Origin of the sequence: Acinetobacter sp. UBA5984, assembly GCF_002429925.1 — a bacterium.
GTDB lineage: Bacteria > Pseudomonadota > Gammaproteobacteria > Pseudomonadales > Moraxellaceae > Acinetobacter > Acinetobacter variabilis.
Genome location: NZ_DJBE01000057.1, coordinates 1 through 12,557, shown reverse-complemented (window position 1 = coordinate 12,557; position 12,557 = coordinate 1). Strand labels below are relative to the sequence as shown.

The 12,557-nt window shown below is 39.6% G+C and carries 12 protein-coding genes; 4 read left to right on the top strand and 8 right to left on the bottom strand.

The features are described 5' to 3' along the window. A partial coding sequence (locus B3J29_RS09760) for a transposase (protein ID WP_349677409.1) occupies window positions 1–350 on the top strand: 350 nt, incomplete at its 5' end. A gap of 131 nt (window positions 351–481) precedes the next feature. Here the strand turns inward: B3J29_RS09760 and B3J29_RS09755 are convergent. The 7 genes from B3J29_RS09755 to cadR form a co-directional block, all read right to left on the bottom strand. Then, the gene (locus B3J29_RS09755; protein WP_004812236.1) at window positions 482–673 is read right to left on the bottom strand and encodes a hypothetical protein; all 192 of its coding nucleotides are present in this window, start codon (window positions 671–673) and stop codon (window positions 482–484) included. A gap of 203 nt (window positions 674–876) precedes the next feature. Further along, a complete protein-coding gene (locus B3J29_RS09750) occupies window positions 877–1,776 on the bottom strand; it encodes a cation diffusion facilitator family transporter (RefSeq protein ID WP_004733183.1) in 900 nt (299 codons plus the stop codon). Between the two features lie 86 nt (window positions 1,777–1,862). Further along, window positions 1,863–5,021, bottom strand: coding sequence for an efflux RND transporter permease subunit (locus tag B3J29_RS09745; RefSeq protein ID WP_004733184.1), 3,159 nt, complete (start codon window positions 5,019–5,021; stop codon window positions 1,863–1,865). Beyond that, complete coding sequence (locus B3J29_RS09740) at window positions 5,011–6,246, bottom strand: efflux RND transporter periplasmic adaptor subunit (RefSeq protein ID WP_004281853.1); 1,236 nt, start codon at window positions 6,244–6,246, stop codon at window positions 5,011–5,013. The genes B3J29_RS09745 and B3J29_RS09740 overlap by 11 nt, the downstream gene beginning before the upstream one ends. 1 nt (window position 6,247) lies before the next feature. Continuing rightward, window positions 6,248–7,615: a TolC family protein gene (locus B3J29_RS09735; RefSeq protein WP_004281854.1), complete on the bottom strand. Its 1,368-nt coding sequence runs from the start codon at window positions 7,613–7,615 to the stop codon at window positions 6,248–6,250. A gap of 49 nt (window positions 7,616–7,664) precedes the next feature. After that, window positions 7,665–8,075, bottom strand: a complete 411-nt coding sequence (locus B3J29_RS09730) for a hypothetical protein (RefSeq protein ID WP_004733191.1) — start codon at window positions 8,073–8,075, stop codon at window positions 7,665–7,667. A 50-nt stretch (window positions 8,076–8,125) separates the two neighbouring features. Next, complete coding sequence (gene cadR / locus B3J29_RS09725) at window positions 8,126–8,518, bottom strand: Cd(II)/Pb(II)-responsive transcriptional regulator (protein ID WP_004281856.1); 393 nt, start codon at window positions 8,516–8,518, stop codon at window positions 8,126–8,128. 90 nt (window positions 8,519–8,608) lie between these two features. Between cadR and B3J29_RS09720 the strand changes: the two genes are divergently transcribed. The 3 genes from B3J29_RS09720 to feoB are packed head-to-tail and all read left to right on the top strand — an operon-like array spanning window position 8,609 to window position 11,980. Next, window positions 8,609–9,889 (top strand): cation transporter, encoded by a 1,281-nt coding sequence (locus B3J29_RS09720; RefSeq protein ID WP_010117221.1) that lies wholly within the window; start codon window positions 8,609–8,611, stop codon window positions 9,887–9,889. A gap of 11 nt (window positions 9,890–9,900) precedes the next feature. Then, window positions 9,901–10,161 (top strand): FeoA family protein, encoded by a 261-nt coding sequence (locus B3J29_RS09715; RefSeq protein ID WP_004281857.1) that lies wholly within the window; start codon window positions 9,901–9,903, stop codon window positions 10,159–10,161. After that, on the top strand, window positions 10,151–11,980 hold the full coding sequence (gene feoB, locus B3J29_RS09710; RefSeq protein WP_004281858.1) for a ferrous iron transporter B: 1,830 nt from the start codon (window positions 10,151–10,153) through the stop codon (window positions 11,978–11,980). Before B3J29_RS09715 ends, feoB begins: the two co-directional genes overlap by 11 nt. 121 nt (window positions 11,981–12,101) lie before the next feature. On the opposite strand, the gene B3J29_RS09705 is transcribed toward feoB, so the two are convergent. Continuing rightward, window positions 12,102–12,557, bottom strand: a 456-nt coding sequence (locus B3J29_RS09705) for a bile acid:sodium symporter (RefSeq protein WP_286965175.1), incomplete at its 5' end; no start/stop codon positions are given.

The following is a 12,557-nucleotide window of genomic DNA, read 5'->3' as shown; positions in this document are numbered from 1 at the left end:
CGTGGTTATTTGCAACAGTGCCCTTCAGCTTACCATTCGTGGTTATTTGCAACAGTGCCGTAATTCCACCCAGGAAGAATGCCAAGCCCTGGAAAGATTCTAAAATCAGTTCAATAGAACGAAATGAGTTACTTCAAACGGTTAAGCATTTAGGCAGAACCCTATGGAAAAAATGGTCGGGCTATCACCGTCGCAGTTTGGTGGAAACCAAGATGCATTGCATCAAATTATTAGGAGATAAGCTGACGGCAAGACATTTTCAAAGTCAGGTCAATGAAGTTCATGCGCGTGTGGCAGTTCTGAATAGATTTACGGAATTAGGTAGACCTCACACCCAAGTTGTCACTTAAATTTGAATGGATTGGGGAAAACTCAGCTTTTGAATGTTTATGCAACAAAGCCGGTTTTAGTTATAAACTTATTCATTCAGGAATTATATTGCTGAATGAATAAGTCTAATTGATTTATTTATGCAACCCAACTATTCATTTGATTCATTTGATTCATTTGATTCATTATTTTTAACTTGTTTTTGTTTAGAATTTTCAACTTTAGAAGCTTTTAAATTCTTTTCAAGAAATAACAAGCCGCCATCTGCATAACTAAAACTTGCGATACTAAAGAATGCACTAATTAACAGTAATTTAGTACAAAATTTATTTTTGAATAGCATGTTTATTTACTCTCATTTAATACTTGTTAGATATTCTAACTTTAAAGAATTAACACCCAGAGGACTCATAAATTACATTCTTGTAATTTTAAAATGTCTCAGGATGGTGTTTAAAGTGCGTGTGATAAATAGAAGTGTAATACAGGAAAATGGTAAGGTTTATCAGCCTAGTCATCTGTCCATTATGTAGAAAGAGCAGCACTTTAATGTTTATGCTGTTCCAATGTATTACATTCCTTACTTTCTATTTGTAACGTAATTTCAGTAATATTATGATTATGTTTTAGAACTTCTAAGGCCTTTTGATAGAGTTGATCTGTATTGCTATTCGGAGCAACCAAATGAGCAGTTAAATGAATATTTTTTGAGGATATAGCCCAGACTTTCAACTGATGAATCCCTTCAACGCCCTCTAGCTTCAATAAATCATTTCTTAACGACTCAATATCAATCTCATCAGGAACTCCTTCAAGCAGAATATTAATACTTTGTTTTAATAAAATCCAAGTTCGAGGTAAGACCCAGAAGCCAATTAACACAGCGATTACGGTATCAACCCACATCCACTGGGTAAAATAAATAACTATTCCTCCGATAATCACGCCTATCGATCCTAGAGCATCACTAAGAACTTCTAAATATGCACCTTTTATATTTAGACTTCCTTCAGCACTAGCAGAAAGGATTTTCATTGAAATCAAATTTACGACCAAACCAATGACCGCGACAATCATCATTTCAACACTTTGAATTTCAGCAGGGTTCGTAAAACGTTGATAAGCTTCATATACAATATATATTGCTACCACAAAAAGCATCACCGCATTAAACAGAGCCGCTAAAATTTCAAATCGCTGATAGCCAAAAGTTCTTTTATCATCTGCGGCTTTTTTACCAATTTTGATAGCGGCAAGAGCAATAGCTAAAGCGGCTACATCAGTAAACATATGAGCTGCATCAGATAACAAAGCCAAACTTTGGGTAATAAAAGCAGCGACAACTTCTACTATTAAAAAAGTAGTCGTTAAACCTAAGGCAACCATTAACTTCTTACTATTTTCTTCAGTAACAACCGCATGGCTATGATCATGATGTTCTGACATAAAATATTTTCCTTATTCTATTTATGATGAGCAGAGATATTGGATAACAGCCAATATCTCTGCTGTAAATCGACTAATCTATTGGATTAAGAAACTTTCTTTTCATTCATCCAGCGGTACAGTACGGGCAATAAAACCAATGTAAGCAGGGTAGAGGAGATAATTCCTCCAATAACCACTGTTGCTAAAGGTCTCTGTACTTCTGCCCCAGTTCCGGTTGCCAAAGCCATCGGGACAAACCCAAGGGACGCCACACAAGCGGTCATCAGCACAGGTCTAAGACGCAAAATTGCACCCTGCCACGTTGCATAATAAAGGTCATATTGTTGTCGCAACTCTTTGATAAAGGTGAGCATGACTAAGCCATTCAGTACAGCCACCCCCGATAGTGCAATGAAGCCAACCCCTGCTGACATGGATAATGGAATGTCACGCAACCACAACGCGATTAAGCCTCCACATAAGGCAAACGGTACACCACTAAAGACCAGTAAGCTTTCTTTGATATTATGGAATACAGCCATCAATAAAATAAAGATCGTCAACAATGCGAGCGGAACCACCAATTGCATACGCGCTTTTGCAGACATCAGATTTTGAAATTGACCGCCATAATCTATCCAATAACCGCTTGGTAATTCCTGTTTGGATAACGTGCTCTGAAGCTCTGTTACGAATGAGCCTAAATCACGTCCTTCTACATTTGCAGTAATAACCACTCGACGTTTACCATTTTCACGGCTGACCTGATTAATACCCAGGATATTTTCAACGCGTGCCACATCTTGCAGTTGGACTAAACCACCATTCGGCAATTGAATAGGAAGTACCGCTAACTGTTCAGGACTACGCTGGGATTCATCTAGACGGATGACAAAATCAAAACGCTTGTCTCCCTGTAAAATTGTTCCAACATTCTGGCCACCGACACTTGTAGCTACCAGATCCTGAATTGCTCTTACCGACAAGCCATATTGTGCAGCTCTGGACTTATCCACCTCTACATTCAACAAGGGTAAGCCACTGGTCTGTTCTACATTAACGGCTGTCGCGCCTGAAATTGAGTTAATTTTTTGAGAAATTTTATTCGCTTCGCGATTTAGAATCTCCATGTCATCACCAAATAATTTGACACCCACATCACTTCGCACCCCTGAAATTAACTCGTTAAAGCGCAGTTCAATGGGTTGCGAGAACTCACTGTTATTTCCCGGCAATGTCGCTAAGAAAGTAATCATTCTTTGGCGAAGCTCATCAATCGTTTGTTTTGGATCAGGCCATTCATCATGAGGTTTTAACAGTACCACGCCATCTGAAATGTTGGGTGGCATAACATCTGTGGCCACTTCTGCTGTACCGGTACGAGCAAAGATCGCTTTAATTTCAGGAAATTCTTTCAACAGTAACTTTTCAGTATTTTCCTGCATTCTCAGTGACTGTTCTAACCCTGTACTTGGGGAACGCATTTGCTGAACAGCAAAATCACCTTCACCCAGTTGAGGTGCAAACTCGCTACCTGTTTGAGTGGCTAGCACGCCCGTAAGCACTAAAATACAGGCAGCCACAATAGTCACAAATAAACGAAGCTCATAGGCTTTATCTAAAAGCAGTTCATATTTGGTTTTAAGCCAATGCATCCAGCGACTTTCGGTTTCCTTGACTTCTCCAGTGACAAATAGGGCAACTGCGGCTGGCACAAAAGTGACAGATAAAATCATGGCCCCAATTAAAGCCAGTACAACAGTCATTGCCATAGGATGGAAAAGTTTGGCTTCTACACCCGTCAGGGTAAAGATAGGTAGATAAACCACCAAAATAATTAACTGTCCAAAAATCAGAGGACGACGCGCCTGTTTTGCAGCCAAGAAGACTTCTTTAAATCTTTCAGAACGGCTAAGTAAACCACCTTTCAGCTTCTGAGCTTCTGCTAGCCGACGGATACAGTTTTCTACAATAACCACTGCACCATCAATAATAATACCGAAGTCCAGTGCCCCTAAACTCATCAGATTTGCACTAATCTTCTGCTCTGCCATTCCCGTCAAGGTAAACAGCATTGACAGTGGAATAACGCAAGCCGTGATCAGCGCAGCACGGAAATTACCTAGAAAGAGAAATAAAATAACAATGACGAGGATTGCACCCTCAATCAAATTTTTCTGAACGGTTTTGATCGCCCGATCAACCAAATGCGTACGGTCATACACAGTCTCAATCACCACACCTTTAGGTAGCGATTGCTGGATCGATTGCACCTTTTCATCAATGGCTTGAGCAACGGTACGGCTATTTTCTCCCATCATCATCATGGCAATACCCAATACAGTTTCTTCACCATTATAGGTTGCAGCCCCTGTTCTCAAGTCATGACCAATTGAGACATTGGCGACATCTGCCACCCGAATCGGATAGCCGTTTTTATTGGCAATACTGATGTTCTGGATATCTTCAATCGTGTTTAAAGTGCCGGGAACACGAACCGTTAGCTGTTGTCCATTTTTCTCAATATAGCCAGCACCACGGTTTTCATTATTCTCTGTTAAGGCAGTTTGTAAATCAGACAAAGGAATTTGCAATTGTTGCAATCGGTTCAGATCAGGGGCAACCACATAGGTTTTATTAAAGCCACCGATACTGTTGATCTCCGCAACGCCTTTTACGCGCTGTAATTGCGGTCTTACAATCCAATCCTGAATTTCACGTAAATCCATCGCCGAATAAGGGGTTCCATCCGGCTTTTTAGCATTTGGTTCGGCTTTAATCACCCATTGATAGATTTCACCTAAACCTGTCGAAATAGGCGACATGTTAGGTTGCACATCTTCAGGCATTTCTCCCATTGCTTCTTGCAAGCGCTGGTTGATAAGCTGTCTGGCCCAGTAAATATCCGTGCCATCTTCAAAAATGATGGTCACTTGCGATAAGCCGTAGCGTGAAATCGAACGGGTTTGTTCCATTTTCGGCATGCCTGACATGGCATTCTCGATTGGATATGTAATCCGCTGTTCCATTTCTAAAGCCGTAAAACCATTGGCTGAAGTGTTAATCTGCACCTGAGTATTGGTAATATCTGGTACAGCATCAATCGGTAACTTTTGATAACTATAAATACCAATAGCAATCCAAGCCGCAATAAACAGCATGACCCAGATTGCGTTATGGATAGAAAACTGGATCAGTCGATCAAACAGTCCTTCAGGTTTTACCGATTCGTGGTCTGGAATTTGAGGAGTTTCAGTGCTCATGTGAAGCCTCTCCTTTTTCCAGCTCGGATTTCAGTAAAAAACTGCCTTGAGCGGCATATTTTTGTCCCTGACTAAGCCCACTCACCACTTCAATCCATTGGCTCTCCCCAGATGATTGCCCTAATTTCACAGGTTGCGGACTGAATTCAACTTTTTGTCCATGCTGAGTGGCGACAAAAACCACATCTTTTCCATCGACATTCTGAACTGCGGACTTAAGTACCCGTAATGCGGTACTTTCACTCCGTTGTTGCAACTGTACGTTCACCATCAAGTTTGGACGTAATTCGGTTGCATTCGATTCAACTTTTGCTCGCACCTGAAGACGACCTGTTTGAATATCCGCTTCAGTATTTAAAGTCTGAATAACAGCTTGATAAACCTTTTCTGTTTGCAAGGATTTAAATTCGATCTTTTGATTCGGGGCTAAGCCCATAATTTCAGAATTTGGAACAATAAACTCAAGCCAGAGTTGATCTAACCGGTCTATCGTAAAGAGTTGATCGGCTAACTGAACATTTTCCCCGAGAACCAAATCCTTTTTACTGATCACGCCAGAAATGGGAGCTTTCAAAATATAGCGTCCGTTACTGGCATTCACTGCACCAAATGCACTTAAACGTGATTGGGCCGCTTGAACCTGAATTTGTGCCCGTTTATAGCTGTTATAAGCACGTTGATAGTCCTGTTTTGCTGAAATGCCCTGTGACCAAAGCTGACGCTCACGATCATAGTCTTGTTTCGCCAGTTCAAGGTTGGTTTGTTCAATTTTAAGATTGGCCTGCTGATCAACTAGATCAGGAACAAGCAACGCAGCCAAAGGCTGTCCTTTCTGAACTTTTTGACCGAGTTCTACATAGACATTTTCTACATGACCACTAAAACTCGGTGAGACGTGCGCTTGCTGGTCAGTATTCACATTCAGTTTGGCAGGATAAGAACTTAATTTAACCACCGGGCCTTGATCGACCGCTGATAATTGTATGCCCTGTTCCACCAGTTGCTTGGCAGTCAGGCTCACACCTTCTGCATGCTCTTCGGTTTCACCGCCATGTTCTTCTCCGCTTTCTTCCTCTGCATGTTCATCTGATGTTTCCGATTTATTCTTACCAGTTAAGATCAAAAAAATACTGAGGAGTACGGTAGCGCCGATAACCAAACTAATCAGTAGAGGTTGAGAGATTTTTCCGCTCTGTTTTTTTAAGCTGTTTTTAAGATCGAACATGTTAATTTCCCCCACCAATGACAGGCATGGCCTGTATGTCTTGCCATAAGTTTTGATTGATTTGTGCAATAGCATCTTTCGACATGACTTCACTTGGGCTAATGCCTAAGCTCAAACTTTCTGCTTCAATGGCCTTTTGCCAGCCATCCCGTAACAACTGGACTTTACGCAGACGGATGTCTTGTAATTGAAGCGTGGCTTGCTGAACATCGGTTAAAGCAAACTTGCCTGCCAAGAAACCTTGTAGCGTCTTACTTTGAACTTGAGTCGCCAAAGGAATTTGAGTCTCGTCAACGACTTTGAATTGCAGCTCTAAACCCTGCAACTCGGTTAAAATTGTGCCTATTTGCAGCGCATTTTGCTTCAGATAAAACTCTTTCTGACGCTCTAATAAGTTCATTTTTTCTTGCGCGATTTTTATGCCATTTTGCTGACGATCGAAAATATTAAGCGGTACACTGACTCCGACTACTAATTGATTTTGTGTGGAGTTTTCCAAGGATTGGGTGCGGTTGACACCTAGGTTTAAAGTGGGGTTAGGACGTGCCTTTGCCCTTAGTTGATCAACCGTTGCTTGAGACTCTAATACCAGTAAAGCTCGATATTTCTCAACGTAGTTTTCCGCTAAATATTCTTGAACCTGTTCATGAGTCGATTTTGGCCAGAGCTTTTGTGAAGAGAGGTTTACCTGCAATGACTTATCAGACGTACCCCATAAATTTGATAATTGTTGGGTGGCCACTTGTACCTGTAAGTCTGCCTGTCTAAAAAGACGGATATTTTCAGCATGGCTTAAACGTGCGCGATTTACATCTACTTGGGCAATACTGCCTGCATTAAAGCGCTTTTCGATTGCTTGAAGGTTTTCTTGGCTCACCCGAAGTTGTTCATTGACAATGTTTTTTTCAAGTTCAGCAATGGCCAGTTGTGACCATACATATTTCACTGCAAGCTCAATTTGTGCTTGATAAATCTTCTGTTTCAGCGCTGTTTTATCTGTAGAGAGACTGGCTAATTTTTGGTTTGCTCTTCGCTCACCAAAAATATCCAAGGGTTGTGATATGCCAATGGTAAGCTCTTTTTCATTATTTGAACCAAATCCCGTTTGTTCAACTGACAGTTCAGGATTTTTAAACAGCTTACTTTGCTGAAGATTCGTGGCATTAATGCTGTTTTGCGTTTCCCAGAAATTTTGGGACGCTTGATATTGGTTAACCTGCTCAATAGCTTGCTGCAGCGTTAAATCTTGAGTACTGGCGACTACGGAAGTACTGAAGCTGATCATTGCAGATAGCAAGATACCGCTACCTAAGGCTGACCAGGATAAATTCAGGATGGAGGTATCCTGATGTAATTTGTTTTTTGACATGAAAATGCCCCACGCATAATGAAATTAGGAGTGGTGGGCTTTTATAAGACTACCCCACCAATAGTAGGGGCAAATCGGGAGGCGGGGTTAATTGATCCAGATAAGGGGGTTTATAAAAAGTTATTCCCAAATAAGTTGGGGTAATGCCGGTCTCAAAATTAGCTTTAAGCTTCAGATCATCGGGTGGGTCAATCTGAATCACGATTGTATTTGAGAAATGACTGCACTTTTCGTTAAAACAAACCTTCTGACAATAGTCATAGATTTCTTTATAGTTTTCTAGGGAATAAAGTGCTTGACGAGGACTATCACTCTTTTCGTCTAAATCGATTGGATTAGAGAGTATTGAATTGGGTATGTTTGGCATTTCATGCAGACACGCAGCCTCTGCCACACTCCAAATATTCTGGAATGTGAATAAGAGTACCAATATCTGGATTAGAAATGTTTTTCTCTTCATACACAAATCTGTATTTAAAACACCAATNNAAAAAGCATAGGTCTAGATAATCAAGCTAGATTTTTTAGAACTCCACATTGGTCAATTGTACATAAACCATCACAAGTACCTCTTAAATCAGATAATTGTTCAATAAGCTTTTGTTGCTTGATTATATTTTCTCTGATAGCACTGACATGTAAGTCAATTAATTCATTCACATCTGAACAATTTTTCTTGGGATTATCTTTATAGGTGAGTAATTGACGAATTTCATTCAAACTCATATTTAAAGTTCGGCAATTCAAAATAAACTTAATTCGCTCAACATAGCCTATATCGTAAAGGCGGTAATTTCCTTCCGTTCTTTCGGGTTCCGGAATTAAACCTTCCTTTTCATAAAACCTAATTGTTAATACTGAACATGAGGTTTTTTTAGAGAGTTCACCAATTTTTAAATGCATTGAGTTGGTATTTCCAAAAAATCTTGACTCTATAGTAACTATAGGGATTCTAATATTCAAAGTTTATAAATTTTTTTAATGGGTATAACTATGAGTGGCTGTGGATGTAGTAAAGAAACACCATGCGAAGATAAGAAATCTCAACAAGAAAATCATCCATCAATTGCAGAAGCAAGCAATTCAAAGAATTGTGATAATACGCCTAGCTGTTGTGGTGAAGAGGAAGAAGAAAAATCTTCATCTCCTTGCTGTAACACTTCAAACAGTTGTGAAGATACCGCTCAATCCTGTTGTGGTTCTGATCCCAAAGAAAATTTAAGCACTGAAGACGTTTTAAAAGATTCGCACTACATGAGTGAATACTTAGTTCCCAAAATGGATTGTTCTGCGGAAGAACAGATGGTTCGTATGGCGCTATCTTCAATTGATGGTGTTCAAAAACTCATCTTTGATTTACCTAACCGGTCTTTAAAGGTTCTACATAATCAAAAAGATGAAAATATAACTACCAAACTTGAAGCTTTGGGTTTTGGTGCAAAGCTTGTGAAGACTGAAACTTATATAAGCAATCAACAAGCTAAGCAAACAAGTACCTATACCATTCCTAAAATGGATTGCTCTGCTGAAGAGCAAATGGTCCGTATGGCTCTTGCAGATATTGAAGCAGTTAAAGGTCTTACTTTTGATCTTCCCAATCGAAAACTGAAAGTCTTCCATAATGAAGGGAGTCAGCAAATTACGGCCAAACTTGAAGGACTGGGTTTTGGGGCGAAACTTGATGAAACACAGCTTTCTTCAGGCGATATACCTAATGAACCTGATCCTGTGAGACAAGCTAAAGTACTTAAACTGTTATTAGGCATTAATGCTCTACTTTTCTTTATAGAATTCATCAGCGGAATTATTGCTGCGTCTACAGGATTGATTGCTGATTCTCTAGATATGTTTGCCGATGCAGCCGTTTATGGTATTGCGCTATATGCCGTCGGAAAAGCTGCGAAATATCAAGTGAAAGCAGCCCATTTCGCAGGTTGGATTCAGTTATTACTTGCTGTCATCGTGATTATTGATGTCATTAGACGATTCATGTTTGGAAGCGAGCCAGAATCAACGCTCATGATTGTTATTGGCCTGCTCGCACTTATAGCTAACGTGACATGCTTATATCTTATTTCTGGTCATCGAGAAGATGGCGCACATATGAAAGCCAGTTGGATTTTCTCGGCGAATGACGTTGTCGTAAATATGGGCGTTATATTTGCCGGTGTACTCGTGGCGTGGACGGGATCAGCTTACCCAGACTTAATCATTGGCATCCTGGTTTCTTTATTCGTGCTTAATGGTGCTCGAAAGATTTTGGCTTTGAAGTAAGAGTATCGAAAATGAATCTATTTCAAGTTAAACAAAATCAGATCGTCAAAATTAGAGATCTCAAAAAAGGTAATCAATACAGTCATACCACTGATCCCGTATTGGAACGGCTCCAACTATTAGGTTTTAGAGAGGGTGAAACTCTACAAGTACTCACTAAAGGTGTTTTTGGCGGAGATCCTGTTTTAGTTCAAATTGAAACTTCAAGATTCGCATTAAGAAAGAATGAAGCTGAAAGAATTTTTGTAGAGTTAGTATCCAATGAAGATTAAGAACATTGCATTAGTCGGTAATCCAAATTGCGGAAAAACCTCTTTATTTAATACGCTTACTGGTACGCGACAAAAAGTTGCCAACTATGCTGGGGTTACCGTAGAAAGAAAAGAAGGTTCTTTTAAATTACCTTCTGGTGATGCAATACGAGTATTGGACTTACCCGGAACTTACAGTTTAAAACCTAGTAGTTTAGATGAAGAAGTCACCAGGGCAGTTTGTTTGGGCGAGCTAAAAGGTGAAATTCTACCCGATATTTTTATATGCGTTGTAGATGCCACAAATTTAAGCTTACATTTGAGCTTGGTTCTCGAAGTTCGTGCTCTAAATCGCCCTATGATTCTTGTATTAAATATGATGGATGAGGTCAAAAAGCGTGGTATTTCCATTGATAAGGATAAACTGTCTCAACTGTTAGGTATCCCTGTAGTTGAAGCTGTCGCAGTTAAAACAAAAGGAATTCAAGATTTAATTAATCAATTAGATCAAAAAAATCTTTTTATTACTCCTTATCATTCTGAATTAAGTCATTTTGAACAGGTCAAACAAATCACCAAACAAGTTATTTTAAATAATGACAGTGGTGATAAAAGAACCGCATTTCTAGATAAAATTTTTCTACATCCTGTATTGGGTTTAGTAATCTTAACTTTAACCATGTTTGTGATGTTCCAGGCGGTATTTATATGGGCAACGCCTTTTATTGAATTCATTGAAAATTTTGTCGCATGGCTCAGTGATTTTATTGGACCACTAATCCAACATCCTCTATTAAAAAGCTTGGTTGTGGATGGGGTAATTGCTGGTGCAGGTAGCGTGCTTGCATATATGCCTCAGATTTTGATTTTATTCTTCTTCATTTTAATGCTTGAAGAGTCAGGCTATTTACCCCGAGCAGCATTTCTTTTAGATAAATTAATGTCTAAAGCCGGGCTTAGCGGCCGTTCATTTATTCCTCTGCTATCCAGTTTTGCTTGTGCGATTCCCGGAATTATGGCAACCAGAAGTATCAGCTCTGAACGGGACCGATTAGCAACAATTATGATTGCACCCTTGATGACCTGTTCAGCAAGATTGCCAGTATATGCTTTATTGATCGCGGCATTTATTCCGAACCAATTAATCTACGGCTGGTTAAGTCTGCAAGGATTAGTCCTTTTTGGTCTTTATATGTCGGGAATAGTCTCAGCGTTATTAGTTTCAGTCTTTCTGAAGTTGGTTCGAAAAGATAAAACTGAAAGTATTTTTATTTTTGAACTTCCCACATACCGAATTCCAGATATTAGAAATATTGCATTAGGCTTATATGATAGGGCAACTATTTTCTTAAAACGAGTTGGTGGCATTATCGTCGCACTGTCTATCTTGTTATGGGTGCTAGTCACGTTCCCTCAACCACCAGATAATGCAAGCATGCCGGCCATTAACTATAGTTTAGCTGGTCAGTTAGGACATTTAATTCATCCTATATTTGCGCCTATTGGGTTTACATGGGAAATATGTATTGCACTCATTCCTGCTATGGCAGCAAGGGAAGTTGTAATTGCTGCTCTTGGGGTGATTTATGCGATGTCAGGTGATGAAGATACAGTAACTCAAAGTCTGTTAAGTCAAATTTCAGGCCCGGATGGATGGGGGTTAGCCACAGGTTTATCATTATTGGTATGGTTTATTTTTGCTCCCCATTGTCTTGCTACGTTAGCAACAATTAGACGAGAAACTGGCAGCTGGAAACAGCCCATCATTATGGCAACTTATTTGTTTGCATTAGCCTACATCTTTTCATTCATCACATATCAAGTTGCGAGTAAGTTTTAATTAGCAAATGAATAAAAGAGGGGGGGAGCTAGCTCCCCCCCCTTTATTAAATTACTCGATGTAAGCGTGGGCTTCTGAATACTTTTATCTAACTATAACAACTACTTAAATGTTTAAATCTCTAGGTTTTGAATAGTCGAGGTATCAGACGAATATAGATTGGTAAAAAGCATAGTTCAACGATAGTCTGAGTCAAGATTACAGCAGGAATTATGGGCATACTTCCCGGAATTGCAAAAGCTAATGGAAGAATAACAAATGAATTTCTATATGATGCTGAAAAGGACACAGCACTAGCAGAGCCAGATTCTAATCGAAAAATACGAGCAATTATCCAACCCACGAATGGAGCAATAATGGCAAAAGAAATATAAATTGGTAAAGCTTGAAGAGCTGCACTTTTTGCAAGCCCAATTTGAGGCATAACTGATGCTAGGACGATAAACAAAACTAGGGCTGTGGCAGGTACAGGAAATAAGTTTAGGCTTTCAGCCACTTTTTCTGCTTGTTCATTTCTATTCCCAATGAACTGAACTATAGCTGCCATTGCTAAGGGGGCACTGTTGCAAATAGAGAT

What these genes read in the sequence shown, in the direction of transcription:
- feoB (WP_004281858.1), top strand. Translation starts at nt 10,151, where the DNA reads ATGAAGATTAAGAACATTGCATTAGTCGGTAATCCAAATTGCGGAAAA.
- B3J29_RS09715 (WP_004281857.1), top strand. Translation starts at nt 9,901, where the DNA reads ATGAATCTATTTCAAGTTAAACAAAATCAGATCGTCAAAATTAGAGAT.
- B3J29_RS09755 (WP_004812236.1), bottom strand. Translation starts at nt 673, where the DNA reads ATGCTATTCAAAAATAAATTTTGTACTAAATTACTGTTAATTAGTGCA.
- B3J29_RS09720 (WP_010117221.1), top strand. Translation starts at nt 8,609, where the DNA reads ATGAGTGGCTGTGGATGTAGTAAAGAAACACCATGCGAAGATAAGAAA.
- cadR (WP_004281856.1), bottom strand. Translation starts at nt 8,518, where the DNA reads ATGCATTTAAAAATTGGTGAACTCTCTAAAAAAACCTCATGTTCAGTA.
- B3J29_RS09735 (WP_004281854.1), bottom strand. Translation starts at nt 7,615, where the DNA reads ATGTCAAAAAACAAATTACATCAGGATACCTCCATCCTGAATTTATCC.
- B3J29_RS09730 (WP_004733191.1), bottom strand. Translation starts at nt 8,075, where the DNA reads ATGAAGAGAAAAACATTTCTAATCCAGATATTGGTACTCTTATTCACA.
- B3J29_RS09750 (WP_004733183.1), bottom strand. Translation starts at nt 1,776, where the DNA reads ATGTCAGAACATCATGATCATAGCCATGCGGTTGTTACTGAAGAAAAT.
- B3J29_RS09745 (WP_004733184.1), bottom strand. Translation starts at nt 5,021, where the DNA reads ATGAGCACTGAAACTCCTCAAATTCCAGACCACGAATCGGTAAAACCT.
- B3J29_RS09740 (WP_004281853.1), bottom strand. Translation starts at nt 6,246, where the DNA reads ATGTTCGATCTTAAAAACAGCTTAAAAAAACAGAGCGGAAAAATCTCT.